This is a genomic window from Kitasatospora sp. MAA4, from assembly GCF_029893355.1.
Taxonomy (GTDB): Bacteria; Actinomycetota; Actinomycetes; order Streptomycetales; family Streptomycetaceae; genus Kitasatospora.
The window spans coordinates 225,798-250,470 of the sequence record NZ_JARZAI010000006.1; the positions used below are offsets into that span (position 1 = coordinate 225,798).

At 71.1% G+C, this 24,673-nt stretch carries 29 protein-coding genes, 1 tRNA gene, 1 pseudogene and 1 riboswitch; of the genes and pseudogenes, 25 read left to right on the forward strand and 6 right to left on the reverse strand.

Going from position 1 to position 24,673, the window contains the following annotated elements; genetic code table 11:
• Positions 1 to 2 precede the first annotated feature (2 nt).
• The 3 genes from P3T37_RS11105 to P3T37_RS11115 all read right to left on the reverse strand — a co-directional run bounded on the left by P3T37_RS11105 (position 3) and on the right by P3T37_RS11115 (position 2,166).
• Positions 3 to 137 (reverse strand): albusnodin family lasso peptide, encoded by a 135-nt coding sequence (locus P3T37_RS11105; protein ID WP_280723343.1) that lies wholly within the window; start codon positions 135 to 137, stop codon positions 3 to 5.
• Between the two features lie 114 nt (positions 138 to 251).
• Entirely contained in the window at positions 252 to 743 is a 492-nt protein-coding gene (locus P3T37_RS11110) for an ATP-binding protein (protein WP_280723344.1), read from the reverse strand.
• A gap of 193 nt (positions 744 to 936) precedes the next feature.
• Positions 937 to 2,166 (reverse strand): helix-turn-helix domain-containing protein, encoded by a 1,230-nt coding sequence (locus tag P3T37_RS11115; RefSeq protein ID WP_280723345.1) that lies wholly within the window; start codon positions 2,164 to 2,166, stop codon positions 937 to 939.
• 414 nt (positions 2,167 to 2,580) lie between these two features.
• Here P3T37_RS11115 and P3T37_RS11120 point away from each other — a divergent pair, with 414 nt between their 5' ends.
• Positions 2,581 to 3,384: an NUDIX domain-containing protein gene (locus tag P3T37_RS11120; protein ID WP_280723346.1), complete on the forward strand. Its 804-nt coding sequence runs from the start codon at positions 2,581 to 2,583 to the stop codon at positions 3,382 to 3,384.
• Here the strand turns inward: P3T37_RS11120 and P3T37_RS11125 are convergent.
• The gene (locus tag P3T37_RS11125; protein WP_280723347.1) at positions 3,368 to 4,498 is read right to left on the reverse strand and encodes a helix-turn-helix transcriptional regulator; all 1,131 of its coding nucleotides are present in this window, start codon (positions 4,496 to 4,498) and stop codon (positions 3,368 to 3,370) included. The genes P3T37_RS11120 and P3T37_RS11125 overlap by 17 nt on opposite strands.
• Before the next feature lie 1,033 nt (positions 4,499 to 5,531).
• Here P3T37_RS11125 and P3T37_RS11130 point away from each other — a divergent pair.
• The 21 genes and pseudogenes from P3T37_RS11130 (at position 5,532) to P3T37_RS11220 (ending at position 19,102) form a co-directional block, all read left to right on the forward strand.
• Positions 5,532 to 5,774: a hypothetical protein gene (locus P3T37_RS11130; RefSeq protein WP_280723348.1), complete on the forward strand. Its 243-nt coding sequence runs from the start codon at positions 5,532 to 5,534 to the stop codon at positions 5,772 to 5,774.
• The gene (locus tag P3T37_RS11135; protein WP_280723349.1) at positions 5,774 to 6,133 is read left to right on the forward strand and encodes a WhiB family transcriptional regulator; all 360 of its coding nucleotides are present in this window, start codon (positions 5,774 to 5,776) and stop codon (positions 6,131 to 6,133) included. The genes P3T37_RS11130 and P3T37_RS11135 overlap by 1 nt, the downstream gene beginning before the upstream one ends.
• Positions 6,134 to 6,385: 252 nt before the next feature.
• A complete protein-coding gene (locus P3T37_RS11140) occupies positions 6,386 to 7,291 on the forward strand; it encodes a DUF2637 domain-containing protein (RefSeq protein WP_280723350.1) in 906 nt (301 codons plus the stop codon).
• Positions 7,292 to 7,339: 48 nt separating this feature from the next.
• Positions 7,340 to 7,825, forward strand: a complete 486-nt coding sequence (locus P3T37_RS11145; protein ID WP_280723351.1) for a hypothetical protein — start codon at positions 7,340 to 7,342, stop codon at positions 7,823 to 7,825.
• A gap of 23 nt (positions 7,826 to 7,848) precedes the next feature.
• Entirely contained in the window at positions 7,849 to 8,028 is a 180-nt protein-coding gene (locus P3T37_RS11150; RefSeq protein ID WP_280723352.1) for a hypothetical protein, read from the forward strand.
• A gap of 88 nt (positions 8,029 to 8,116) precedes the next feature.
• The gene (locus P3T37_RS11155) at positions 8,117 to 10,330 is read left to right on the forward strand and encodes an FtsK/SpoIIIE domain-containing protein (protein WP_280723353.1); all 2,214 of its coding nucleotides are present in this window, start codon (positions 8,117 to 8,119) and stop codon (positions 10,328 to 10,330) included.
• A 141-nt stretch (positions 10,331 to 10,471) separates the two neighbouring features.
• The gene (locus P3T37_RS11160) at positions 10,472 to 10,747 is read left to right on the forward strand and encodes a hypothetical protein (RefSeq protein ID WP_348533230.1); all 276 of its coding nucleotides are present in this window, start codon (positions 10,472 to 10,474) and stop codon (positions 10,745 to 10,747) included.
• A gap of 30 nt (positions 10,748 to 10,777) precedes the next feature.
• Entirely contained in the window at positions 10,778 to 10,966 is a 189-nt protein-coding gene (locus P3T37_RS11165; protein ID WP_280723354.1) for a hypothetical protein, read from the forward strand.
• Between the two features lie 36 nt (positions 10,967 to 11,002).
• The gene (locus tag P3T37_RS11170) at positions 11,003 to 11,404 is read left to right on the forward strand and encodes a hypothetical protein (RefSeq protein ID WP_280723355.1); all 402 of its coding nucleotides are present in this window, start codon (positions 11,003 to 11,005) and stop codon (positions 11,402 to 11,404) included.
• 15 nt (positions 11,405 to 11,419) lie between these two features.
• Positions 11,420 to 11,557: a hypothetical protein gene (locus P3T37_RS11175; RefSeq protein WP_280723356.1), complete on the forward strand. Its 138-nt coding sequence runs from the start codon at positions 11,420 to 11,422 to the stop codon at positions 11,555 to 11,557.
• Positions 11,558 to 11,672: 115 nt separating this feature from the next.
• Complete coding sequence (locus tag P3T37_RS11180) at positions 11,673 to 12,167, forward strand: single-stranded DNA-binding protein (RefSeq protein ID WP_280723357.1); 495 nt, start codon at positions 11,673 to 11,675, stop codon at positions 12,165 to 12,167.
• Between the two features lie 112 nt (positions 12,168 to 12,279).
• The gene (locus tag P3T37_RS11185) at positions 12,280 to 12,876 is read left to right on the forward strand and encodes a hypothetical protein (protein WP_280723358.1); all 597 of its coding nucleotides are present in this window, start codon (positions 12,280 to 12,282) and stop codon (positions 12,874 to 12,876) included.
• Between the two features lie 47 nt (positions 12,877 to 12,923).
• A pseudogene (locus tag P3T37_RS37040) lies at positions 12,924 to 13,364 on the forward strand (DNA cytosine methyltransferase); the annotation flags it as partial.
• 193 nt (positions 13,365 to 13,557) lie between these two features.
• The gene (locus P3T37_RS37045; RefSeq protein ID WP_348533234.1) at positions 13,558 to 13,956 is read left to right on the forward strand and encodes a hypothetical protein; all 399 of its coding nucleotides are present in this window, start codon (positions 13,558 to 13,560) and stop codon (positions 13,954 to 13,956) included.
• 23 nt (positions 13,957 to 13,979) lie between these two features.
• Positions 13,980 to 14,150 carry a hypothetical protein gene (locus P3T37_RS37050; RefSeq protein WP_348533235.1) on the forward strand — a complete coding sequence of 57 codons (171 nt, stop codon included), beginning with the start codon at positions 13,980 to 13,982 and terminating at the stop codon, positions 14,148 to 14,150.
• Complete coding sequence (locus P3T37_RS11195; RefSeq protein WP_280723360.1) at positions 14,147 to 14,509, forward strand: hypothetical protein; 363 nt, start codon at positions 14,147 to 14,149, stop codon at positions 14,507 to 14,509. The genes P3T37_RS37050 and P3T37_RS11195 overlap by 4 nt, the downstream gene beginning before the upstream one ends.
• Before the next feature lie 21 nt (positions 14,510 to 14,530).
• On the forward strand, positions 14,531 to 15,037 hold the full coding sequence (locus P3T37_RS11200) for a hypothetical protein (RefSeq protein ID WP_280723361.1): 507 nt from the start codon (positions 14,531 to 14,533) through the stop codon (positions 15,035 to 15,037).
• A gap of 2 nt (positions 15,038 to 15,039) precedes the next feature.
• Positions 15,040 to 15,927: a bifunctional DNA primase/polymerase gene (locus P3T37_RS11205; RefSeq protein ID WP_280723362.1), complete on the forward strand. Its 888-nt coding sequence runs from the start codon at positions 15,040 to 15,042 to the stop codon at positions 15,925 to 15,927.
• A gap of 104 nt (positions 15,928 to 16,031) precedes the next feature.
• Positions 16,032 to 17,306: a DUF3631 domain-containing protein gene (locus tag P3T37_RS11210; protein ID WP_280723363.1), complete on the forward strand. Its 1,275-nt coding sequence runs from the start codon at positions 16,032 to 16,034 to the stop codon at positions 17,304 to 17,306.
• Positions 17,307 to 17,479: 173 nt separating this feature from the next.
• Complete coding sequence (locus tag P3T37_RS11215; protein WP_280723364.1) at positions 17,480 to 17,671, forward strand: helix-turn-helix domain-containing protein; 192 nt, start codon at positions 17,480 to 17,482, stop codon at positions 17,669 to 17,671.
• 63 nt (positions 17,672 to 17,734) lie between these two features.
• Entirely contained in the window at positions 17,735 to 19,102 is a 1,368-nt protein-coding gene (locus P3T37_RS11220; RefSeq protein ID WP_280723365.1) for a site-specific integrase, read from the forward strand.
• A gap of 138 nt (positions 19,103 to 19,240) precedes the next feature.
• On the opposite strand, the gene P3T37_RS11225 is transcribed toward P3T37_RS11220, so the two are convergent.
• A tRNA-Ser gene (locus P3T37_RS11225) sits at positions 19,241 to 19,328 on the reverse strand.
• 64 nt (positions 19,329 to 19,392) lie between these two features.
• Positions 19,393 to 21,054, reverse strand: a complete 1,662-nt coding sequence (locus P3T37_RS11230; RefSeq protein WP_280723366.1) for a trypsin-like peptidase domain-containing protein — start codon at positions 21,052 to 21,054, stop codon at positions 19,393 to 19,395.
• Positions 21,055 to 21,276: 222 nt separating this feature from the next.
• Positions 21,277 to 21,425, forward strand: a riboswitch (TPP riboswitch).
• On the opposite strand from P3T37_RS11230, the gene P3T37_RS11235 reads away from it, so the two are divergent.
• From P3T37_RS11235 to P3T37_RS11245, 3 genes are all read left to right on the forward strand, one after another.
• Positions 21,418 to 22,794, forward strand: a complete 1,377-nt coding sequence (locus tag P3T37_RS11235) for a cytosine permease (RefSeq protein ID WP_280723367.1) — start codon at positions 21,418 to 21,420, stop codon at positions 22,792 to 22,794. It overlaps the preceding riboswitch by 8 nt.
• Positions 22,795 to 22,804: 10 nt before the next feature.
• A complete protein-coding gene (locus tag P3T37_RS11240) occupies positions 22,805 to 23,650 on the forward strand; it encodes a glycerophosphodiester phosphodiesterase family protein (protein ID WP_280723368.1) in 846 nt (281 codons plus the stop codon).
• A 267-nt stretch (positions 23,651 to 23,917) separates the two neighbouring features.
• On the forward strand, positions 23,918 to 24,613 hold the full coding sequence (locus P3T37_RS11245; protein ID WP_280723369.1) for an ATP-binding protein: 696 nt from the start codon (positions 23,918 to 23,920) through the stop codon (positions 24,611 to 24,613).
• Positions 24,614 to 24,673: the final 60 nt, after the last annotated feature.

Here is a 24,673-nt window from a genome sequence, read left to right on the forward strand (position 1 = left end):
GGTCAGCCGCCGTACGGGGAGCGCTTGTTCTCCACGCTCTCACTGGTGCTGCCCTTGGTGAGCGTGGTCGCGTCGCCGAGCGCCACGATCTCCTCATCGGGCTCGGGCTCGGGGTCGCTGACGGTGATGTTTTCCATGGTGGTGACCTTTCATGTTGACCGGTGGCCGCAGCTGGGGACCCATGCCGCGGTTGTGCTAGCTCCCGGGGTTTCTGCTCGTCGTTCTGCCCCGGAAGGGAATTTGGGGCTGGGTCAGGCGGACTGCGAGAACCGGTCCATGACCTGGCTCTGAGTGGCGTGGACGAGGACTGCGAGATGCCTGTCCCCGGCTACGAGTTGGTCAGCCGCGCACTCGAACCAGACGATTTTTCCCGCGCCCGTCGGCGTCCAGCCCCACGAGTGCGACAGGCCAGAAACGAGGCACAAGCCCCTTCCGCCCGTGGCGGTGTCCTGGGCGTTGTCCGGGTCGGGCAGGCGAATGCTGGTATCCGCGACCTCCACGCGCAGCCGTTCACCCGTCCACCTGACGGTGACGCGGCACGATGCCTGGGTGTGCTCCATCGCGTTGGCCAGCAACTCGCCTGCGCACAGCTCGACATCCCGAAGCGCATCCTCCGACAGTGGGACCTTCCAGAAGCGGGCGATGCTCACGATCAGTCGCCGAGCGGCGGGCACAGCGGCCACAGTGGGCTCAACGTCCCACTCCTGCGGTACTGGGAACGACGCGGTATCCAAAGGGCTCATCTGCGCGGACCGCCTTCCGCTCGGGCAAGAAAGCCGTCACCCGGGACATCCACCGCGACGCCTATGCGGTCGGTGGACGAGTCCTGAACGAGATCTGCGGGGTCGTTCGCGCCCGTGTCATTGATGCGTCGTCCGCTCATGCAACAGACAGTAGGCGGGCGACTACAGCTGAATATGAATCAGGGGAATACTGCTATCCGTCCAGGTGAAAGCGGTCGGACATGCGGCGAAGCTTCTCGCGCGTGCCGGCTCGCTCGGCATAGACAATCTTGCGCAGGGTGGCACGTCCGATCGGATGGTTCCTCACGAGTTGAGGAGCGATCCGCTCGGCTTCTTCCAGTTCGGCGAGCGCCTTGTCGCGGCGACCGTCCCACAGCCATGCACGGGCCAGGTCCATCCGATGGTGGCCGCGCCGGGAGTTGGGCAGTGTGGCGACCTGTGCGGGATCGGCCCGCTCATGGAGCATCAGCGCCTTTGCGTGGTCCCCCATCTCCAACTGGACGGAGATGGAGTGGATTTGAACGTTCCCGGCGGAGAAGGTCAACGAGTGTCGATCGAAGACAGGTGCAACCGGGGTGTCCAACCGGACAGCAGCAGCCCGCGCGAGGGAGATGCGATCTTCGGTCTCCCCCGGGTTGTTGGCGCGTGCTGCCGACACCGCCGCGCGAAGCTGCAGAGTGCCCCAGGCCCGGACTGCGAGCGGCTCGCCGGCCTCGTAGGCCGAATCGATTGACCGCAATGCCTTGTCGGTGAGCGCGAGAGAGTCCTCCCAGTCGGCGGTGGCCCACATGTCCCAGACCCGCATCCAGTCAGCCACTGCCGGCAGCACGGCATCTCCGGAACGCTGCGCTGCCCAGGTCGCACGCTCGCAGGCCATGGCGATCAGTTCGGGGTGGCCGAGAGTGTGCGCGGCGGTGTGGGCGAACTTGCAGCAGACCGCGTAGATGCCGAACGCCTCCTCCCGCTCGTGTCCCGCCCCGCTTTCCGCCAAGGCTCGGGCCTCCCGGAGGAAGTCGGGAAGCTCGCGCAGGATGGCGACATTGGCCGCCGCGTCCCGAAGCCGGTGGAGCCTGGCGGTCTCCTGCCACAACTGGGCCGAGGAGCGAGGGGCACCGTCGAACACCGGCGTCAGGTCGTAGCGCCGCAACTCACGCAGGATGGATGCCGCGGCCACCTGCCATTGGTTCTCCGACGCGTTCCCGGCGACGTAAGGCCGCTCGATCAGATCGTTCGGATGACAGTGCAGCGCGGCTGCCACCTCGTTGATGGTGCTGGAACGGTCGAGTTCGATCCGACCACGCTCGACCTTCGACACCCACCCCTGCGTCTTGCCGACAGCGGCCGCAAAGTCAGCTTGCGGCATGCCCAGTCGGAGTCGTTGACGCCGGATGCGCTTCCCGATCGACTCGCGCTCCTCAAGCACTGTGGCCCTCCCCGCTAGTCCGCAACGATGCAGGCGGCCCCTGACCAAAGTTGCTGGTCAGGGGCCGTTCTCCTGCGGAGGATGTGGGATTCGAACCCACGGTGAGGGGTTACCTCACGACAGTTTTCAAGATCAGAGCCGCAGTCCGAACGCAATGCGCTCTGACGTCGGCCGGAACCTCCGCTAGAGGAACAGGCCGAGAGCCTAGCCCACAAGTGGCCCATGGCTCCGGGGCGGCGACCGGTCGCCACCAGCACCACCCGCTTCGCTGACCTTCCGTGGACGCCTGCGAGGCCACTCCCGTGGCCCCGGGCCTACTCGCGGACCCGATCATTCGAGGAGGCTCCACAAGCATTGGATCTCAACCTAGGCTGGTCCGCAGCAGCAGCTAAGGCCAGAGGAGCATACGAACGCATGGGCGGTAAGACCGAGCGGGTCGAGCAGACGATCCGGGGCTGGATCAGCTCCGGCCAGCTGGCCGGCGGTGCCAAGCTCCCGTCCGAACGCAAGCTGGTCGCCGAGCTGTCAGCCGGACGGACGATGCTGCGCACCGTGCTCGGGAGGCTCACCGCCGAGGGCCTGATCGAAGTCCGGCACGGGAGCGGCTACTACGTGTGCGGTGGGAGCGCCGGCGCCCGGGAGGTTGTCAGCGAACCGCGCGAGGCGCTGGAGCCCTGGCTCATCCACGGCGAGCGGACCGTCTACGACAACCCCTGGGTCAAGCTGACCCTGGTGGACGTAGAGCCGCCCGGCGTGGAGCGCTTCGAGCACCACGTAGTCCGGCTTCAGCACGTCGCCATCACCGCGGTCCTGGACGACCAGGAGCGCGTCCTGATGCTCTGGCGCTACCGGTTCGTCCCGGGGCGGTTCGGTTGGGAGCTGCCTGGCGGAATCCTGGACGCGGGGGAAGACGCAGCCTCTGCCGCCGCCCGCGAGGTCGAGGAGGAAACCGGCTGGCGGCCCGCGTCAGTCGAGCACGTAGTGACCTACCAGCCCATGGTGGGGATGGTCGACTCCCCGCACGAGATTTTCGTCGCCCGGGGCGCCACCCTGGTCGGCGAGCCGACTGACGCAGAGGAAGCGGGCCGGATCGCGTGGATCCCGCTCGCTGACGTGCCGCAGCTGATGGCCCGTGACGAACTCCTCGGCTCTGGCACGTTGGTTGCTCTGCTGCATCTGCTGGCCACTCGTCAGGAGCGCTCTACAAGCGCCCAGTAAGCCGTTCGATCCGCCTCCTGTGCCGCACCGACCCTGTTCGGTTGGCCAGGAGGCGGGCCTGTTGCAGATGCTCCTTCGCCGGCCCGAACTCCCCGCGCACCAGGTGCGCCTGGGCCAAGTCGCAGCGAAGACCCGCCGTGGCCCGGGTGAACGCCGGATCCATCCGTTCGAGCGCCACGTACAGCTCCGCCAAGGCGGCATCCTCACCGAGCATGGCCAATGCGTTGCCCCGCCAGCGGGCCAGGTGGTTGGCATTCAGGAAGATGCTGAGCATGTCCGGATCGCGCGACTCGTCTCCGGCGGGCAGGACCGCCGCGGCATGGTCGAGCGCACGACGGCAGTCATCGGCCAGGCCAGCCTTCGCGCAGAGTTCGGCTTCAGCGGCGAAGAGCCAGGCGGCAAGCCGGGGCGAGACCTTCGTGCCGCCCGTGCGCTGGGCGTCACGCACCAAGTCGACGGCCATCTCGGCGCGTCCAGCGTCGGCGAGCACGTACGCCTGCTCTGCCATGGCGTGCGCCAGGTACATCGGCTCGTCCGCCTCGGATGCAGCCCTCTTCCCGAGTTCGTAGTGGCGCCAGGCCCGCTCGACCGCCCCGACGTCGAGTGCCTGCCATGCCGCGAGGGTGGCCGCGCCGGCGAGCGCCTTGGCCACCGGTCGGCGGGCGTCCGGTAGAACCGCGAACGTCAGCGCGTCTTCGAGCGAGTCAAGGTGGGCGCGCATCTGGTCCACAAGGCCCGCCGCGCCCATCTGTCGATCGAAGCTGCGCAACAGCTCGGTCTGGTTCAGGAACGTGTCGACCATGCCCAGACTGAGGCTGCGTGCAGAGTCGATGCGCCCGAGGAGTTCGTCGTACCCATCTGCGAGCGCTGGCGCGCCCGGTGCCGACTCGGCGAACAGCTCGTCGTCGGTCCTGCCGAGCAGCGCCCGCAGGATGGTCGCGTAGGTAGCCGACACCGATCGGCGGCCGTTCTCCCACTCCGAGACATAGACCTTGAGGCTGGCCGGCGAAGCGACGTCCACGAGGTGCTGCCGGGCGTACTGGCCGATCTCGCGAACCAGTCGATCCTGTGACCAGCCGCGCTCCGTGCGGGCCTGTCGTAGGCGCTGCGTCATGTACCCACCTCTGTCGTGGCGATGCGCTATCTCCCCAGCATGCAGCACGTCGCCCCTGCCCATGGATGGTTAACAAAACTGGGTTAACCCCTGCTGGCTACCGGGTCGTTGGCGCACGCCGTTTCATAGAACCAGAGCCGGAACTGACGGCTCGACAGAGAAACGCTTGACACTGGTGCGCACCAGTTGCAGACTACTGGTGCGCACCAATTCGGAGCGGCGCTCAAGGGCCCGCTCTGCGCAGGACGTCCGCCCGGCTTGCTGGGCGAGATCAACCATCCGTGCCCGTAGGCCTTCTTTGGGCTGCCCGGACCCGCACGGAACGCGTCCGGAAGTCGGTCCCTTCGGGGGCTCGGCCAGGGAAGCGCGGTTCCTTGATATCTGAAGAGTGATCGTGCGGGACCGACGCGAGGGCGGCGGTCGTGGTGGTGCCTAGGTTGAGAAACCGGGGGATAAGCCACCGCGACACGTGCTCTCCCCCTACGCAGTGGCGTGCCACCTCTTGCGGGGTGTGGGGATGGACGGGCGCTGACCAGGCCGATTCGTACGGCTGGACGGCGTTCCGAGCAAGCCAGCGGAGTCCCAAAGCACGTGGCGGGATGAGACAGACCGCCCCCGAGGTGACCGGGTGATGTCGCCGGCGGCAGCGAGCCAGCAACCCCCGATCGGGGGCCGCCGCCCTGCTTGTGCTGAGCAGAGACGAAGCACCGGACCAGGCCCGACAGACCTGACGCCCGTAGGACGGGCCACCTCATCTTCCAAGCCCTGCAAGGGGCTTGACCTGCAAGGAGTCGATCCATGCACAGGACCCGAGTCCATACCTGGCCCCGCCGCTGAACGGCGAGCGGGGCCCGTCGCTTCTGATCGCTCTACCAGTGATCACGGCTCCCGGCGCGTGCCGCCCGCCCTCGTGCGGACGTGGCGCGTCGGGTTCCGCGGCTGCTCGTCGAGCGCCGATTCCGATACGGCTGCGGCCCCGGTGGTGGTGCACCGGGGCCGCTCAGGGCCGTCCCACTGACGGGAGATACGACCCATGCGATTGATTGTTGCAGGCCAGGAGGCCTGCACGCCCGACGAGTTCGAGGAACTCGCGTTCGGCATCGACGCCGAGCTGTTCACCGGCACGGACGACGAGTCGGAGCAGGAGCGCGCGGCCCGCCTCGCGGCGGCCCGGGACATCCTGTCCGACCTGCGGCCGGACGAGGCCTGGTACGCCCGCCGGCTCTTGCGCGGCGCCGAGCGCCGCCGGGTGCTGACCTGGAAGGCGGCGGCGTGATGAGTCTCCTTCGCCTCCGGCCGCTGGTCGGCACCCGCAACCCCATCGCGACGGCCCGCCCGACGGGCCTGCCGCTCACCTGGGAACTCCCGCCGCCGGCCACCGCGCTGCCCGGTGCGGCGTGCGCCGGGATGGACCCGGACCTGTTCTTCCCCGAGGAAGGCGACGAGTTCGCCGAGCGGCGCGCCAAGCAGGCCTGCCAGGGCTGCCCGGTGCGCGAGCTGTGCCTCGCCCTGGCACTGAAGCGCCGGGAGCCGCACGGCATCTTCGGCGGCCTGGACACCCAGCAGCGCCGCCGGGTGCTGTACGGCAAGACGAGCCTTCGGCAGGCCATGGCGGAGAGCGGCGGTGCGGCATGAGCGACCACAGCACGAACGGTGGCTACGGTCACCAGCCGCTGCCCGCGCCGCGCCCCACCCCGGGAACGCCGAGCGAGGGGAAGGGCCAGTGAACGGGCACTCGAAGTTCCTCACGAGCGCCTGGTCGGTGCTCACGGTCCGCTCATCGCGTCGGGGGCGGTGGTCGCGGTGAAGGCGTTGGTGAGTCCGGAGCAGATCCGTTCTGCGGAGCGGGCGCTGAGCGTGGGTACGTGGACGATCACGTTCGGAGCGGTGCTCTACAGCGTGCTCACGGTGACCCCGCTGATGAGCGGGCACACCCCGAACGGGTGGCACTGGACGGCGCCGATCCTGCCGCTGGTCGTGGACGCGGCCGTGGTGATCGTGGTCCGCATGGACAGCACACTGGCCCGCCTGGGCGGTGACGGCGGCCGCTGGCCGACGGTGCTGCGCTGGCTGACCGGCCTCATGACGCTGCTGCTCAACGTCGGTCTGTCCGCCCTTCAGGGCGATCTGGTGGGGGTGGCGGTCCACTCGGTGGCGCCGCTGCTGCTGATCGTCACAGCGGAGACCTCGCTCGCCTACCGGCGGGCGATCGCCTCCGCACTGGCCGCCCGTGAAAGCGCTGAGCGCGCCGAGCGGGCCGAGCGCGAGCACCAGGCCGAGGAACGCCGCCAGCGGGCCCGCGAGGACCGCCTCGCCGAATGGGAAGCAGCCGACCGCAGCGAGCGTGAGCGCCGTGAACACGAGGAGCGCCTCGCCCGCGAGCAGCGTGAGCACGAGGCACGGATGCGGCGCGAGGAGCGGGAAGCGGCCGAGCGGCGCGAGAGCACCGAGCGCGAGGAGAAGGCCCGCCGGGAGGCCGCTGAGCGGGCCGAGCGTGAGCGTCGTGAGCGCGAGGTGAGCGAGCGTGAGCGCCGTGAGCGCGAGGAGCACCTCGCCCGCGAGCAGGCCGAGCGGGACGCAGTCGAGCGTGCGTGCCAGAAGCTGCTGTCCGCCGGACCGGCCACCGAGCGGCTGCCCGAGGAGCGAGCCCGCGAGGTCGCACGGGCCGCCGGCCTCGTCGGTCTGACGCAGCGCCAGGCCGTGGAGCTAACCGGCTGGTCCGCCGGTTGGATCGCAGCCCGCTACCAGGAACTGCGCGACACCCCCGCCCAGCCCGCCCCGATCGCCGCCTGAACATCTCAACTTCCCTGCACATCACGTCAGTTGGAAGGAACCACTCTCGTGAACAACGACCGCGCCGTCCGGTTCACCGTCGCCTACGCCCTCACGCGGGCCGCCGCCGACGTCGCCGACCACTGGATCCAGTCCGACTGCCAGGCCCGTCGCAAGGGCGCCACCGACGCCGCGCCGGTCATCGAAAGGGACGAGCACGGTCATGTGACCGGCACGTTCCATGCCGCCGCCGGACGCCGGGCCTGCGCCGCGCACGTCGCCACCTACACCGCCACCCAGGCCGCCGCCCTGCTGGCCGGCACCGCGGTGCTCGGCATCCGCCTGCGCCCCGCCCCGGTCGCCGCCGCCCTGGCCCTGTCCGCCGTCACCCACTACGTCGCCGACCGGCGCGAGCCCCTGCGCCGCCTGGCCGACGCCACCGGCAAGAGCGCCTTCGTCCGCCTCACCGACCACGGCATGAACGGCGCATACGCCCTCGACCAGGCATGGCACCACGCCTTCGAGACCGCCGCCGCCCTCATCGCCTCCGCCTGAACCCCAACCCCAAGGACACCGCCATGGCCGTCATCGCCACCTTCCGCACCCCCGCCAAGAAGACCGTCCAGGTCCACGACAACCTCATGTCCCACTCCTGGAACTGCACCGGCTGCGGCGCCCGCCGCACCTTCCTCGACAAAGCCACCGCCCAGCGCCAGGGCTACGACCACGCCATCAACTGCCGCAAGCACCTCTTCTGACGCCGCCCCGGGGCGGCCGACCAGCTTGCCGGCACGACGGCCGCCCCGGGCCCCTGCCGCACCGCGAACCGTGAGGAAGGAACCACCAGTGAACCAGCCCCACAACCCGGACCCCAACAGCGAGGACGACCTGTTCGCCCGCCTGGAGGCGGACCTGAACAACGACGTCCCCACCGACACCCCGCCCGACAGCGGCGCGTCGGTGGTGGACCTGGAGAAGGCCCGCACCGACCGCACGCTGCACGCCGTCGACACCGGCGGCAACGACTCCGAGGCCGGGCCGTCGGTCTACGTCGACGCCCCCGCGCCGAAGACCGACGCGATCAGCGAGCGGTGGGCGACCGCCCGCGCTGCCAAGCGGCGCCCGATCATCCCCGCCTGGGCCCGCTCCAAGACCGAACTGCTCACCGGGGCCAGCTGGTTGGGTGAGCACGTCGCCCACACCGCCGGGTACCACGCCGTCCGCTCCCCCCTCTACGGTGCCAAGCTCGCCGCCCGCGCCCCTCGCGGCACCGCCCGCCTCGTCGGCGGCGTCTACCGGTGGGTGTCGGACGCGGAGAGCCGCCCCGTGCGGGCCGCCGCCGTCCGCCGCGAGGACGTCGAGCAGTACCTGGTCCTCTCCCGCAGCCGCGACGCCCGCGTCCGGGCCCGCGGCGCGGTGCTGCTGCTCGCCTCCCTGCTCGGGGTCGCGTTCGTCGCGGTACTGCTGGTCGCCACCCCCGGCTGGACCCAGCTCGCCGTCGCCGCAGCCCTGACCATGGTGCTGGGCGCGGCCGGCGGCCAGGCGGACGCCCCGCTGATCGACCGCGCCGTGGTCGCCACGAAGGTGCAGCGCCTCACCTCGGACATCGTGATCCGGGCGCTCGGAGCGATGAGCCTAGCCGAGGTCAACAAGGCATTGGCGAAGGGCGGTTCGGGCATCAAGTTCCCCGCTCCGATCACCCGCGACGGCCCCGGATGGCGCGCGGACATTGACCTGCCCTACGGCGTCACTGCGATCGACATCATCGAGAAGCGCGACCGCCTCGCCTCCGGACTGCGGCGCCCGCTGGGCTGCGTGTGGCCCGAGCCCGTGCACGACCAGCACGCCGGGCGCCTGATGCTGTGGGTCGGCGACCAGGACATGTCCCAGGCCAAGCCCCCCGCCTGGCCGCTGGCCAAGACCGGCGCCGCCTCGCTGTTCAAGCCGGTCCCGTTCGGCACCGACCAGCGCGGACGCTCCGTCGAGATGCTGCTGATGTTCGCCAACGTCCTCATCGGTGCGATGCCCCGCTTCGGCAAGACCTTCGCCCTGCGGGTCCTCATGCTCGCCGCCGCCCTGGACCCCACCGCCGAGCTGCACGTGTGGGAGCTCAAGGGCACCGGGGACCTGGAGGACGCCGAGAAGGTCGCCGCGGACTACGGGTCCGGCGCCGACGACGACACGATCGAGGCCGCGCTCGGCTCGATCCGCTACGTCTACAAGGAACTTGAGCGCCGCGCCAGCGTCCTGCGCTCCCTGCCCAAGGAGCGCCGCCCCGAGAACAAGGTCACCCCCGAACTCGCGGCGGACAAGAAGCTCGGCCTGCACCCGCTGGTCCTGATCGTGGACGAGTGCCAGGAACTCTTCTCCCACGCCGAGTTCGGCAAGGAGGCAGGCGAGCTGTGCGAGGGCATCATCAAGCGCGGCCCCGCCATGGGCGTGATCCTGATGCTCGCCACCCAGCGCCCCGACGTGAAGTCCCTGCCGTCCGGCGTCTCCGCGAACGTCGGGATCCGGTTCTGCCTGCGGGTCATGGGCCAGACCGAGAACGACATGGTCCTCGGCACCAGCAGCTACAAGAACGGCCTGCGGGCCACCACCTTCACCGCCAACGACAAGGGCATCGGCTACCTGGTCGGCGCCGCCACCGACGCGCAGATCGTCCGCTCCTACTACATCGACGGCCCCGCTGCCGGGCACATCATGGACCGCGCCCGCGCCCAGCGCATCGCCGCAGGAACGCTGACCGGCGTCGCCGCCGGCCAGGCCCCCGAGCGCGAGCAGAACACCAGCAGCATCCTGGACGACCTGATCGCCGTCTGGCCCGCCACCGAGCCGCGCGTCTGGTCCGAGACCCTCGTCGCCGCGCTCGGTGCGCTCAACGCCGAGCGGTACGGCGACTGGAAGCCCGAACAGCTCGCCTCTGCCGTCGCCCCCTACGGCATCGCCCCCGACCAGATCGGGCGCCGCATCGAGGGCAAGACCGTCAACCGGCGCGGCCTCAACCGCCAGGACATCCTCGACGCCGTCACCAAGCGTGACAGCGGACGGGCCGCCTGACACCCACCCTGGGGTGCTAGCGCTAGCGGCCGCCCCTGCTAGCGCTAGCACCCCCGCTAGCACCCCACACCGCTTCTGATCAGCGAGCTAGCGGATAGCACCTGACCTCGACAAACCCCCGGAACGGCCCCAGGAGCCCCCGTGCTGACCCCCTTCGTCACCGCCGCGCCCGCACTCATACTCATCGCCCTTGGCTACGCACTGTTATGTGCGGCCAGCCCGTTCGGGAACTGCCGCGCCTGCAAGGGCATGGGCTGCAAGACCCGCGTCACCCGCCGCGGCACCGTCAAACGCGGCCGCGACTGCCGCCGCTGCCGCGCCACCGGCCGCCGCCTGCGCCTGGGCCGCCGCCTCTACAACCACGGCAACCGCGCCGCCGACGCCGCCCGCCGCGCCCGCACCGACGCCCAGCCCTGATCCCCGCCCCGCCGTCGAAGGGACACCGCCGTGCTCATCACCTTCTCGACCTCCCTGGTCTTCTTCCTGATCACCCTCGCCCTGATCTGGGCCAAGCGCCTGGGCATCGCGGCGGTGCTGGTCGCGTGGCTGTCCGGCTTCACCGCCGCCGCCATCCCCGGGGTCGCCGGACCGGTCAACCAGCTCATACAGAGCGTCATCCACGCCGTCGGCCACTGAACCCCGGGCACCCGAGCACCGGTCAGGAGACCCGCCATGGACCACCCGCACCCCGCCGCGCCCATCGCCTTCACCGCCGAAGGCCTGCCCTACTACGCCACCCAGCCCGGCCCCGCGCCGATCACCCTCTACCAGCCCGCTGCCGGCCACCCGCCCGTGCTCGTCCACCAGGCCCCGCCCGCTCCCACCCACTACACCCCGCAGACCCTGCCCACCCCGGTGGGCGGCGGGCGCGACCCGTGGCCCGCCCGCCTCCTGTGCGGCGGCATCGGCATCGGCGCCGCCGGCCTCGGCACCGGGTTCCTGCTCCAGCAGATCGCCGCCGCCACCACCGGACTCGGCTGCCTCGCCGCGATCCTCGCCCTGCTCTGGCTCCTCAAGAACACCGGCGGCGGCCGGGGCGGGGTCAACGTCACCGTCAACAACCGCAACCGCTGAACCCCGGAGGAACCGATGGACGACTACTGCGACGAGTGCGCCAGCGAGTACTGCATCGGCCACGAGCTGTGCGAGGACTGCGACAGCGAGATCTGCGCCGAGTGCGGCGGCTGCGCGTGCGAAGACGCGTACTGCGACGGCCGACACAACTGACCTGCCCGACCGACCGTGCCGCCCGGCCCCGCCGCAACCAGCGGCCGGGCCCCGGGCGGCGCGGGGGACCGGACAGATCCGCTCCCCGACCAACCACCAGCCCCTGGAGGCTTCGTTGTCCGCCGGAGACACCCCGATCACCATCGTCGGCAACCTGACCGACGACCCCGAACTGCGCTTCACCCAGGGCGGCGCCGCGATGGCCCGCTTCACCATCGCCTCCACCCCGCGCACCTTCGACAAGACCACCAACCAGTGGCAGGACGGCACCGCGCTCTTCCTGCGCGCCACAGCCTGGCGCGACCTGGCCGAACACGTCACCGAATCCCTGACCAAGGGCATGCGCGTCATCGCCACCGGCCGCCTCGTCCAGCACAACTGGAAGACCGACCAAGGAGAGAACCGCTCCATGCTCGGCCTCGACGTCGAAGAGGTCGGCCCCTCCCTGCGCTTCGCCACCGCCAAGGTCACCCGCGCCCAGCGCACCGGCGCCGCCCAAGCCCCGCAGAACAGCGGCCCGGCCGGCGACCAGTGGTCCGCCCCCGCGCCGTCGCCCGCCGCGGCGGGCGACAGCTGGCAGCCCAGCGGCGGCGCCGAGCCGCCGTTCTAGCCCACGCCCCTTGCACAGCACGGAGTCCCGCAGCAGCCGGTACTCCCGGCAAGGTCTTCCGGCTGCTGCGGGGCCCCCATCAATCCCGAACCCATACGAGATCGGACCCAGCATGCCCGAGTTCAGCACGAACACGCTCGCGCTCGCCGACGACATCGACGACCGAGAGCGCGCGTCCAACGGCTCCTCGCGCTACGGCGCCTACCTCGACCAGCGCGCCCGCTGGTTCACCGACGACGGCGACCCGCTGGGCGCGGTCGAGTTCGCCCGTGCCGCCTGGCAGGTCGCCACCAGCCCGGTGATGTCCCCCGGCTACGTCGACATCCGCCCCGACCTGAGCGCCGTCACCGCCCACGTCACCGAGGACTACGAGTTGGTGCTGCGCGTGGACGTCCCGATCCGCCAGAGCGCGCTCGCTCACCGCCCCGACGACCTGGGCGACTGGACCGCCGCTTGGGGCCGCGACCCCTGGCGGACCACGGGCGACCGCTGGCGGGCCCTGGTCGAGCCCGAGCGCATCACCCGCTCCGCGCTCCTGGTCACCGCCACCCTGCTCATCCCCGTCCCCGACCACCGGCTGACCGAGCCGTCCGCGAACGGTCCCGGTGCGCTGCTGACGTTCGAGGCCAAGGACGCCGTCGCCACCCTCCTCCAGACCCTCAACGCCCACGCCCACCTGGTCAACGAGCTGATGGGCACGGCCCGGTGAGCGGCCTGCGGATCGGGTCGTTGTGCACCGGTTACGGCGGTCTGGACATGGCGGTGCGCGAGGCGTTCGGCGGCACCGTGGCGTGGGTGGCGGACATCGACCCCGGCGCGTCCGCGATCCTCGCCCACCACCACCCCACCGTCCCGAACCTCGGCGACATCACCGCCGTCGACTGGGCCGGCCAGGAGCGGGTGGACATCGTGACCGCCGGTTTCCCCTGCCAGGACGTCTCCAGCGCCGGCCTGCGCGCTGGCCTCACCGCAGGGACCCGGTCGGGGTTGTGGCGCCAGGTGGCGCGCGCGGTCAAGGAACTGAAGCCGAGTCTGGTGGTGATCGAGAATGTCCAAGGGCTCCTCTCCGCACGCGCTGACGGCGACGTTCAACCCTGCCCGTGGTGTCTGGGAGACACCGGAGCCGAGCGTGCTGTGCGGGCACTTGGCACCGTACTCGCGGACCTGGCCGCCCTCGGGTTCGATGCGGAGTGGCTCAGTCTGCGAGCGTCCGACGTCGGAGCCGCCCACCAGCGCAACCGCGTCTTCATCCTCGCCTGGCCTGCCCACCCCCAGGGCCCGCGACTCCAAGGGGCGGGGCTTCGAGGACGGCCCGCCGAACGTCGTCCAGCTCCTGCCGACCCCCACCGTCTCGGAAGCCACCGGGACGGGACACGCCGCAAGGGGCGGGATGAACCTGCGGCACACCATCTCCCTGCTGCCGACCCCGGTCACCTCCGACGCCCAGCGGACCAGCGCGACGTACGGGCGGGGCAACCCGACGCTGGCAGGCGCGCTGCTGCCGACGCCGACCGTCTCCGATTCGCAGGCCACGGCCAACTTCCGTCAGGACGGGACGCCGTACGGAGAGGGCTACGGCCAGACCCTGACGGACGCGACCCGGCTCCTGCCGACGCCCCGGGCGACGGACGGCAGTCACGGTGGGCCGAACCAGCGCGGCAGCAGGGGGGACCTGACGCTGCCCTCGGCGGCAGCCCGGATTGGGGCCCCTACACCGAAGCGATCGCGCGGTGGGCGAGCGTCTGCGGGCGACCCGCACCCCGGCCAACTGACGATCGAGGACGCCTGAACCCGCCCTTCGTCGAATGGCTCATGGGCCTGGACGACGGATGGGTGACCGCCGTCCCCGGACTCAACCGCACCGCCCAACTCAAGGCCCTGGGCAACGGCGTCGTCCCCGCCCAGGCCGCCCACGCCCTGCGTATCCTGCACGATCGCGCCACCGCCGGCACCGGCAACGTCCTTGCGGGGGAGGCGGCATGAGCGCCGACCGGATCCCGCCGCTGGCCTGCCCGGACCTGTGGCAGGCCGTCATGGCCGCCGCCGCCGGGCGCTGCCAGTGCCGCGGCACCTGCGGCAAGAACCACGCCAAGGACGGCGGCCGCTGCCCCCGCGAACACGACCACCTCGCCCACCGCCACGGCGGCGGCACCGTCCACCTCATCGCCGCCCCCGCCGAACCCGCCGACATGCTCCTGCCGCCCCACCGCGCCGCCGCCCTGCCCAAGCGGCAGCTGGCCGCGTGGTGCTCGCCCTGCCACGACGCCACCCGCGCCGCTGCGCGCAAGGCCCAGCACACCGCCGTCCCGGCTGCCGAGCCGGACGCCCTGTTCGAGATCTGACCTCCCGCCAGGAGAACGCCCATGACCGAAGCCCCCTACACGCCGACCGGGTTCTCGCCGTTCCGCGGCGTGCCGTTGACCGTGATCGGCGAGGACGGCGAGATCTTCCTCGCGCTCGGCCACCACGACGACAGCCGGATGCTCGCCGCCGTCGCCGCCTTCCACCGCACCGAGTACGGCATGCGCCACCTGCCCGAGCCCGGCGAGCAGCCCGCCGTCGCCCGCACCTGGGCCCTCTTCACCCAGGACGAGTTCGAGGGCGAGAACTACGAGTGGTACGTCACGTTCACCGGGCCCCTCACCCCCGGCGCCCAGCCCGTGACCCGGGTGGACGACGACACCCTGGGCGACCACCAGTTCCTCGCCCGGCCCACCCGCTGCCCCCGCTGCCGGCGCATGTCCGGCGCTGCCGATACCCGCCCGCACGACGGTGGCCTCGCCTTCCGGCACCGCTGCCGCACCTGCACCACCACCTGGCCCGCCACCCACCGCCAGCTCCTGGCCGCTGCCAGCGGCGGTGGCAGGTGAGCGTGAGCACCCCCGGTCAGCTTCACCTTGCCCTGGAACTGGCACGGGACGGCCTGCCCGTGCTGCCGCTGCGGGAGGGCAAGCTCCCCGTCGGGAACTGCCCGGAGTGCGCCGACAACGCCTGCGGCGGCCGCCCGCACATGAAGGCCGCCGGCCCCTGCCTCTGCCCCGCCCCGTGCCACGGCTGGGCCGCCGCCACCGCCGATCCCGCCGTGCTCACCAGCCCGGCCTGGGCCCGCGCCTGGCGGGAAGCCGCGGCCGTCGCCTACCACCCGGCTGGGGCCGGGGTGACCGTCCTCGACCTCGACACCGCCCAGGCCGTCGCCTGGGCCCGCGCCACCCTCCCGACCACCCGCACCGTGGCCACCACCCGCGGCGAGCACTGGATCTACCTCGGCACCATGCGCTCGGCCAACTCCGTCCTGCCTGGCGTCGACATCAAGTCCCAGGCGGCATACGCACGCTGGCTCGGCCCCGGCAGCGGCACCATGACCGAGCTGCCCGACTCCGTCCGCGCCCTGACGCGTAAGGAAGAGGCCACCCCCGCCCCATCGGGTGGCGGGGTGGCCTCTTCTTCCACCGCCACCGGCTGGGCCCGGAGCGTGAACAGCGGCTGCCGGCACACCGACCGCTACGTGCACTCGGGCCTGCAACGGGGCCTGGGCAAGATCCGCGATCGCGCCGAGTCCGGCGCTGGATCGCAGGCGTTCGGAGTCGCCCGCTTCCTGGCCGCCCAGCACTCCCAGTGCCCCGGCCCCTGCGACCTCGACCTCATCGCCCACCACCTTGTTGACGCCGCCGTGTCCGTCGGCGTCCCCCACGACTACGCCACCCGCGCTGTCGCCAACGGCTTCACCGCAGCCGCGCCGAGCGGATCCCCGCGCCGTTAGGCAGGGCTAGCAAGGGACTTGAGCCCGGGGCGACCGCCGCATCTCGCCAGATCAGCGGTCGCCCGGGGCTACCCCTGCTCCACGAAGAACCAGGAGAACCCAGCATGACCGATCCCACCCCGACCGCGCCCGAGAACGACCACCCGCCCGCCACCGAGGGCTCTGCGCTGCTGGACGAGGTCGAAGCCCACCACCGGCGCTTCAACATCTTCCCCAGCGAGGCCGCCTACGTCGCCGTGACCCTGTGGGACGCGCACGCCCACCTGATGGACGCCTTCGAGGCCACCCCCCGCCTCGCGTTCCTCTCCCCGGAACCCGGCAGCGGCAAGACCCGTGCCCTGGAGATCATCCAGACCCTCACTCCCCGGCCGGTGGTGACCACCGACATCAGCCCCTCCGCCCTGTTCCGCTCCATCGCGGATGAGGCGGGAGGCCGCCCGACCATCCTCTTTGATGAGATCGACGCGATCTTCGGCCCCAAGGCGGCCGGTAACGAAGACCTGCGCAGCCTCATCAACGCCGGATACCGCCGCACCGGCGGCATCCTGCGCAGCGTCCGCGAGGGCGACAACCACCGGGTCCAGAAGTTCCCTGTCTACGCAGCCCTGGCCACTGCCGGGCTCGGCGACCTGCCCGACACGATCATGAGCCGGTCCATCGTCATCCGCATGCGCCGCCGGGCCCGCAACGAGAGGGTCGAAGCGTTCCGCCAGCGGATCCACGAGCCGCAAGGCCATGTCCTGCGCGACCGGCTCGCAGCTTGGGCCGACAGCATCCGCGAGCAGATCGACGGCGCCTGGCCCGAGATGCCCGACGGGATCACCGACCGACCCGCCGACGTCTGGGAGCCCCTGCTCGCGGTCGCCGACGCCGCCGGCGGCACCTGGCCCAAGCGGGCCCGCACCGCGTGCGTCGACCTCGTAACCGCTGCGAGCGCCGACGACAAGGGGTCGCTGGGCGTCCTGCTGCTCACCGACCTGCGCCAGGTCTTCGACGGCGCCGATCGGCTCACCAGCGCCGCCATCGTGGAGAAACTCACCGCGATGGACGACGCTCCCTGGGGCGACCTCGACGGTCGGCCGCTGAACACCCGCACCCTGGCCAGGATGCTCGGCGACTACGTCACCGCCGACAACAAGCCCATCAAGCCGCGCAGCATCAGGCTCGCCGGATCCGTCCCCAAGGGCTACTACGCCGCCGACCTCGCCGACGCCTGGCTGCGCTACTGCCCGCCCCTGTCCCAGGAAGCCGCTACATCCGCTACATCCGCTACAGCGCAGGTCAGGGCCCTCTTTCCTGTAGCGGATGAGGGAGATGTAGCGGCTACACACCCGCTCCGGGGCCCCGAACCGGCCGCCCCTGCCGCAGTCCAGGTTTAGGCCGCCAGCTGACCGTGCCGCCCCTGCGAGGGCGGCACGTATCCGCTACAGCTACACAATCCGCTACAGAAAACCTGCCCCTGACCAGGCATGTAGCGGATGTAGCGGATGTAGCGGCACCCAGGAGAAGAGGGGCCCAACGGCCCCACCGACCGCATCAATCGGAGTAGCTGATGCCCAAGCAGGAACACCTGAAGCTCCCCGCCGTCCTGGCCGAGATCGACATGTCCCGCTCCGCCTTCTACCGGATGGTGGCGCGCGGGCGGGGCCCGAAGCTGCTGAAGCTCCCGAACGGCCAGATCCGGGTCCGCCGCACCGACCTCGACGCCTGGTGGGCCGATCTGGAGCAGAGCGCCGCCGCCTGACCCTTCGTCAACATTCCAAGGGGCCCCGGTCGCCGCCGGGGCCCTCTCATAGGAGCGACCAAGTTGCTGACGTACGACGTGAAGCTGTACGCGATTCGCCAACGCTCCGGCCGACGGCTCCCGTTCGAGCTGCGCTGGAAGGTCGGTACGAAGCCGCACTCCAAGAGCTACGCCACCAAGACGCTCGCCACGGGTCGGCTCGCCGAGCTGCGTACAGCGATGAAGAAAGGCGAGGAGTTCGACCAGGAGAGCGGTCTGCCTGTGTCCGAACTACGGAAGCAGACAGAGGGCACCTGGTACGACCACGCCGTGGCGCACGCGAAGATGAAATGGTCGCGGTCGTCGGCCAAGGCCCGCGCTGCTCGGGCCGACGCTCTGGCAACCGTGACGCCTGCGCTGGTGACTGACCATCGGGGGGTACCGAACCCCCGTCTGCTCCGGCGGGCCCTGAGCTGCTGGGCATTCAACTTCTCGGACCACCGGCCGGATCCGCCGGAGGAGATCGAGGCTGCACTGGCATGGATCGCCAGGAAGTCGGTCAAGATCGGTCAGTTGGCAGATTCCGACACCGTCCGATTGGGACTGGAAGCGCTATCCCATCTCCTGGACGGCAGGGTTGCGGCGGACAACACCATCACCCGAAAGAGGATGGTCTACAACAACGCTCTCCAGTACGCAGTTGAGCGCCGGAAACTCCCGGCGAACCCTCTCCAGTTCGTGGACTGGACGCCGCCGGAGACGGACGACGAAATCGACTTCCGTTGGGTTCCCAGCCCCCAGCAGGGACGTGCCCTGATCGATGCCGTGGGGAAGGTCTCTCCCCGGGGTCGGCACTTGAAGGCGTTCTTCGGGTGCATTCTCTATGCCGCCACCCGCCCGTCTGAAGCGCTGGATATCAGGCTGCCGAACTGCACGCTCCCCGAGGAGGGCTGGGGCTCCCTGCTGCTGGCCGGCAGCTCGCCCGGGGTCGGGTCGCGGTGGACCGACGACGGAGACTCGCACGAGGAGCGGGGCCTGAAGCGGCGGGCCCGCAAGACCACCCGGCCGGTGCCGATTCCGCCGACGCTCGTTCGGCTGCTCCGGGAGCACATCGCGGAGTTCGGGGTGGCCACCGACGGCCGGCTGTTCCGAGCGTCGGAGGGCGGGCGGCTGCTTAGCAAGGAGTGGTCGGCCGTCTGGAAGCAGGCGCGCGCGATCGCGCTCAACCCCGACGAGTTCGACAGCCTGCTTGCCAATGTGGCGTACTCGTGCCGCGCCACCGCCGTGTCGGGATGGCTGGTCGCCGGCGTCGACCCGGTGGAGGTTGCGCGTCGGGCCGGGCACAGCGTGGCCGTCCTACTCCGGTTCTACGCGAAGATCGTCGCCGGGCGGGAGGACCATGCGAATGCTCTGATCGAGCGGTTCCTCGACGGCGCTGACCTGGCGGAGTAGGCGGCGAATCTGGCCCACAGCTGGCCCACACACGGTGACCCAAGGCGGGATCCAGGTGGGACACCCCGGGACAGAATCGAAAAGAGGGGGTATCGGCAGCTTGCCGATACCCCCTCTGATCAGGGTGTTCTCCACCTGCGGAGGATGTGGGATTCGAACCCACGGTGAGGGGTTACCTCACGACAGTTTTCAAGACTGTTCCCTTAGGCCGCTCGGGCAACCCTCCTGGCGGAGGTCAGCCTAACGGGTCGGGGAGGGTTCGTTGCACTCGGTTTCGGGGTGGGGGTGGGTCAGTTGTCGCCGCTGCGGCTGCCGAGGGTGACGGTGGTGGTGGCGGGCTGGCCGTTGCGGGTGTACTCGACCTGGACCTGGTCGCCGGGCTGGTGGGTCCAGATCTCGCTGACCAGGGCGGGGCCGTTGTCGATGGTGACGCCGCCGAGCTTGGTGATGACGTCGCCGGGCTTGAGGCCGGCCTTGTCGGCGGGGCCGCCGGGGGTGACGGCCGGGGTGTTCTGGATGGCGGCGGTCTGGATCTGCGCGCCGTCGCCCTGGTAGTCGTCGTTGCGCAGTACGCCGAGGGTGGCGTAGACCGGGGTGCCGGTCTGGATCAGCATCTGGGCGACCCGCTTGGCCTGGTTGATCGGGATCGCGAAGCCGAGGCCGATGCTGCCGGCCTGGCCGGTGGAACCGCCGCCGGAGTTGGACTGGATGGCGGAGTTGATGCCGATCACCGCGCCGCTCGCGTTGAGCAGCGGGCCGCCGGAGTTGCCCGGGTTGATCGAGGCGTCGGTCTGCAGGGCGTTCATGTACGAGACCTGCGCGCCGCTCTCGTCGCCGGAGGCGACCGGGCGGTTCTTGGCGCTGACGATGCCGGAGGTGACGGTGCCCTCCAGGTCGTACGGCGCACCGATGGCGATGGTGACGTCGCCGACCGCGACCTGGTCCGAGTCGGCCAGCGGGAGCGGGACGAGCTTGCTGGTCGGCGGGTTGTCGAGCTTCACCACGGCGACGTCGTAGCCCTTGGCCTGGCCGACGACCGAGGCGGCGTACGTCGAGCCGTCCGAGAACTTGACGGAGAGCTTGCCGCCGTTGGCCGCCGGGGCGACCACGTGGTTGTTGGTGAGGATGTGGCCCTGGGTGTCGAAGACGAAGCCGGTGCCGGTGCCGGACTCCTGGCTGCCGACCGCCTTGATGGTGACGGTGCTGGGCAGCGCCTTGGCGGCGATGCCTGCTACGGAGTCGGGGGCGCGGTTGAGCGTCTTGGTGTTGTCGCCGGCCATGATCGTGGTGCTGCTGTGGCTGCTGCCGCCGGCGAAGCCGGAGTTGTCGTCCTTGATCGCGGCGCCGGCCAGGCCGCCCGCGAGGCCGGCGACCAGCGCGACCGCGGCCACCAGGGCGACCAGGCCGCCGCGGCCCTTGCGGCGGGCGGCCGGAGCGCCGTACGCGCCGGGGTACTCGCCCGGGTAGCCGGGCGTGCCGGGGCCGCCGGGGCCGGCCGGCGGGGTGCCCCAGCCGCCGAGCGGCTGGCCGGCACCGAACGGGTGGTGCTCGGCGTGCGGGGCTGACGCGGCGGGCACGCCCGGGGTGATCGGGGTGCCGGTCTGGGTCGGCGCGGCGTAGGGGTTCTCGGGTGCCTCGGCGGCGAGCGGCACGGCCGGGACGGGCGGGACGGGCGGCGGTGCGTCCAGGTAGGACGCGGCGGCCGGGGCGGCCGGCGCCGGGACGACCGGCGGCGGTGCGTCCAGGTAGGACGGCGCGGCGGACGGCTCGGCGGCAGTCGGCTGCGGGTCGGACACGGCGGGCTCCGGCGCGGCCTCCGGTGCGTTGAGCTTGGTGAACGCGAGGGTCGGCATCGGCTCACCCACCGGCGGCGTGCCCCCCTGCTCCCCGTGACCGCTGGAGGGCTGCTCCTCCTGCGGCCCGGCGGGCCCACTCTCGTGCTCGGTGCTCACGGACGACCTCCATCGCTGACAGGACCTTGGCCCATAGTTTTTCCCATTGGTGATCTGGTTGCCGTAAGGAGCCCCCTGAAGAACTACTAAGAATCCTTAGGTAGGCCCAACAGCCCCTCGTCCGGCGCTGCCGGATCCCCCCACTGCAGAATCCCGCGATGCGGACGGCACACCCGCTTCACCTTGGCGGATTCTGCAGGTCGGGCTACCCTTGCGCTGCCAAATCTGACACGCGGGAGCTTGGACCCACCAGGCTGAGAGTGCGCTGGTCGACCGTACGCCATGATCACTCGGGCGATGCGGGCGAGGGAGCGCTGACCGCCGGAACCTGACCGGGTAATGCCGGCGTAGGGAGTATCGGCCATGACGGCTGCTTCGCCTTCCCCATCTCCGTCCGCGCTGCTGGACCGTCCGCAGGATGCCCCGGGCGCCCGCGCCGAGGCCCCGCTGACGCTGGACACCGCCCCGCCGCGGACGCTGGGCTTCAAGGACCAGTTCGCGCTCTGGGCCAACCTGGGCATCAGCCTGATCGGCTTCACCAGCGCCGCGACGGTGCTCGGCCAGCCCGGTAGCGAGCTCTCGTTCACGGCCGCCACCACGGCGATCCTGGTCGGCACGGTGATCGGCACCGCGATGCTCGCCGTCGCCGCGCTGATCGGCGCCCGCACCGGCGCACCGGCGATGGCCGTGCTGCGCGGGCTCTTCGGCACCCGGCTGAGCTTCGTGCCGACCGTGCTGAACATCATGCAGTGCGTGGGCTGGGGGGTCTACGAGCTGATCGTGATCGCCTGGGGCGCGCAGACGGTGGCCGGTACGCAGGGCTGGCGCTGGCTCTTCGTGGTGCTGGCCGGGGCGCTGACCACGGTGCTGACCATCTGGCCGCTCGGCTCGATCGCCGCGCTGCGCAAGTACGTCGCGATCGCGGTGGGCGTGACGATGGTCTACTTCACCGTCCAGCTCGGCCGGCAGGGGTTCCCGGACCCGGGTGCGGGGAACTGGAAGGGCTTCCTGGGCGCGACCGACGCGATCATCGCGGTCTCGATCTCCTTCGTGCCGCTGGCCGCCGACTACACCCGGCACTCGCGCACGCCGCGCGCCTCGTTCTGGGGCACCTTCTCCGGCTACACCGTCGCCCAGGTCTGGTGCTACCTGCTGGGCCTGATCGCGCTGCTGCAGTCGAACGGCAAGGTCGACAACCTGCTCAGCTCCTTCAGCGGGGTGGCGGCCGGCTGGGCGTTCCTGCTGGTGCTGGTGCTGCGCGAGGCGGACCAGTCGTTCGCCAACGTCTACTCGACGGCGATGTCGGTGCACAACCTCTTCCCGAAGGTGGACCGGCGGCTGCTGACCGGCGGGATCGGCCTGCTGGTGACCGGGCTGGCGCTGGAGATCAAGGCGTTCACCGCCTCCTACTACAACTTCCTCGGCCTGATCGGCGCGGTCTTCGTGCCGCTGTTCGCGGTGCTCGCGGTGGACTTCTTCCTCGGCCGGGGCCGTCAGGGCTGGGACATGTCCCAGGACGCGCCGAGCCGCCCGGTGATGCTGCTGCCGTGGGTGCTGGGGTTCGCGACCTACCAGTTCCTGGCGCCGACGGCGATCACCGGCTGGTGGACCGACTTCTGGACGCACCTCCAGACGCTGGTGCACTTCACCCCGCAGGGCTGGACCTCGGCCTCACTCTTCTCCTTCCTGGTCGCCGGGCTGGTCACCTGGGGCATCACCAGGCTGAGCCCGGCCGCATAGGGTTGGGGGTGTGAGCACTTCTGACCTCTCCGCCCCCACCCCCACGTCCGTCCAGGTGGTCGCCCACCGGGGCTCCTCGGCGGCGCTGCCCGAGCACACCCTGGCGGCCTACCGCCGGGCGCTGGAGGAGGGCGCGGACGCCGTCGAGTGCGACGTCCGGGTGACCGCGGACGGGCAACTGGTCTGCATCCACGACCGGACCGTCCGCCGGGTCTCGGACGGCGCCGGGGTGGTCTCCACGCTCACCCTGGCGCAGCTGGAGGCCTACGACTTCGGCTCCTGGAAGCCGGCCGCCGCCGGGTCGGTCTCCGGCACTGCGGACGCGCCGGTGGACAAGGCCGAGCGGCGATCGGTGCTGCGGCTGGAGAGCCTGCTGGAGCTGGTGGCGGACTGCGGCCGGCGGGTGGACCTGGCCATCGAGACCAAGCACCCGGTGCGCTACCGGGGCCGGGTCGAGGCCGAGCTGCTGCGGATGCTGGACCGTTTCAAGATCGTCGCGAACCCGGCCGAGGCGCCCGACCGCGCGCACGCCCGGATCATGAGCTTCTCCGGGCTGGCGCTCGGCCGGGTCCGGGCGGCCGCGCCCGAGTACCCCCGGGTCTACCTCTTCGAGCACACCCTGCCGCTGCGGCTGTGGCCCGGCGAGGGACTGCCCGGCGGTGCGGCGATCGCCGGGCCGGGCATCGAACTCATCCGCAGGCAGCCCGAGTTGGTGGGCCGACTGCGGGCCGCCGGGCACCGGGTGCACGTCTGGACAGTGGACCGGCCCGAGGACGTCGAGCTCTGCGTGGAGCTCGGCGTGGAGGCGATCATCACCAACCGCCCGCGCGCCGTCCTGGACCAGCTCGGCCGCTGAGAGCCTGCGTCCGAGCCAGGGGCTCCCGGTCGGCACCCCGAACGGGTTGGCGTACGCGGGCGCGGGACGACCCGGCGCGCGCGGGACGGCGTGCAGAATCCCACTCCCCCGATTGACGCAGGGTAAGCAGCGAATCACCTTTTGCGCACAGCCTGTTGCAGCAGCGCAAGGGTTTTGTCATTGACGGGCCACGATCGAGTTCACCCCGTTTCCGGCGCATTCCCTCGGGGCATCCATCCCTCGGCAAGCGCTGAAGGAGGTCCGGGGGTGGCGTTGATGGTGGCGCGCGAAGTGCCGACTTCATCGACCATGGCGGTGCCGCACGGTCCGGCCAGTGTCGGGGCCGCACGGCGTCGGCTGCGGCGAGATCTGGGCGACCGAGAGGTGCCCGAAACCGTCATCGATGACGCGGTTCTGATCCTTTCCGAACTACTCAGCAATTCCTGCCGCTATGCGCGGCCGCTGGCCCCATTGCTGGATCTCGACAGGGGGGCCGAAGGGGAATTCGGCGATCCCCGGCAACCGGTGCCGAACGCGGCGAGTTCCGGTGCCGCACGCTCGGCGCACGCCCCGTGCGTCGAATGCGCGGTGGGGGCGGCGCCCGGCCCGGCGGTCGGCACCATCCCGGCGGACGGTCCGCGCGAGCACACCGACGGCGACGACCCGGGCGGCGTGCTGGTGCGCTGGCAGATGCACACCGACGGCCTGCTGACGCTGGAGGTCACCGACGGCGGCGCCGCCACCAGGCCGCTGCCGGCCAGCCCGTCGCTCACCTCCAAGGGCGGCCGGGGCCTGAGCATCGTCGGCGAGCTGGCGGCCGACTGGGGCGTGCGCGACGCGCCCGGCGAGGTGACCGTCTGGGCCGCGCTCCCGGCCCGCGTCGAGCACGCGGCAGAACACGCGACGGGACACGCGACGGGACACGGCACAGGACACGGCACCGAACACGCTCGCTCGGCCTGACGGCATCGGGAGGTCCGGCAAACCTCAGTAGGCTGCCCGGGAGACAGAGACCACCGTCCC

Excerpts from the sequence above, each read along its gene's own strand:
- P3T37_RS11110 (WP_280723344.1), bottom strand. The coding sequence starts at position 743 with ATGAGCCCTTTGGATACCGCGTCGTTCCCAGTACCGCAGGAGTGGGAC.
- P3T37_RS11170 (WP_280723355.1), top strand. The coding sequence starts at position 11,003 with ATGGACCACCCGCACCCCGCCGCGCCCATCGCCTTCACCGCCGAAGGC.
- P3T37_RS11175 (WP_280723356.1), top strand. The coding sequence starts at position 11,420 with ATGGACGACTACTGCGACGAGTGCGCCAGCGAGTACTGCATCGGCCAC.
- P3T37_RS11130 (WP_280723348.1), top strand. The coding sequence starts at position 5,532 with ATGCGATTGATTGTTGCAGGCCAGGAGGCCTGCACGCCCGACGAGTTC.
- P3T37_RS11210 (WP_280723363.1), top strand. The coding sequence starts at position 16,032 with ATGACCGATCCCACCCCGACCGCGCCCGAGAACGACCACCCGCCCGCC.
- P3T37_RS11105 (WP_280723343.1), bottom strand. The coding sequence starts at position 137 with ATGGAAAACATCACCGTCAGCGACCCCGAGCCCGAGCCCGATGAGGAG.
- P3T37_RS11235 (WP_280723367.1), top strand. The coding sequence starts at position 21,418 with ATGACGGCTGCTTCGCCTTCCCCATCTCCGTCCGCGCTGCTGGACCGT.
- P3T37_RS11135 (WP_280723349.1), top strand. The coding sequence starts at position 5,774 with ATGAGTCTCCTTCGCCTCCGGCCGCTGGTCGGCACCCGCAACCCCATC.
- P3T37_RS11215 (WP_280723364.1), top strand. The coding sequence starts at position 17,480 with ATGCCCAAGCAGGAACACCTGAAGCTCCCCGCCGTCCTGGCCGAGATC.
- P3T37_RS11125 (WP_280723347.1), bottom strand. The coding sequence starts at position 4,498 with ATGACGCAGCGCCTACGACAGGCCCGCACGGAGCGCGGCTGGTCACAG.
- P3T37_RS11150 (WP_280723352.1), top strand. The coding sequence starts at position 7,849 with ATGGCCGTCATCGCCACCTTCCGCACCCCCGCCAAGAAGACCGTCCAG.
- P3T37_RS37045 (WP_348533234.1), top strand. The coding sequence starts at position 13,558 with ATGAACCTGCGGCACACCATCTCCCTGCTGCCGACCCCGGTCACCTCC.
- P3T37_RS11120 (WP_280723346.1), top strand. The coding sequence starts at position 2,581 with ATGGGCGGTAAGACCGAGCGGGTCGAGCAGACGATCCGGGGCTGGATC.
- P3T37_RS37050 (WP_348533235.1), top strand. The coding sequence starts at position 13,980 with ATGGGCCTGGACGACGGATGGGTGACCGCCGTCCCCGGACTCAACCGC.
- P3T37_RS11195 (WP_280723360.1), top strand. The coding sequence starts at position 14,147 with ATGAGCGCCGACCGGATCCCGCCGCTGGCCTGCCCGGACCTGTGGCAG.
- P3T37_RS11200 (WP_280723361.1), top strand. The coding sequence starts at position 14,531 with ATGACCGAAGCCCCCTACACGCCGACCGGGTTCTCGCCGTTCCGCGGC.
- P3T37_RS11185 (WP_280723358.1), top strand. The coding sequence starts at position 12,280 with ATGCCCGAGTTCAGCACGAACACGCTCGCGCTCGCCGACGACATCGAC.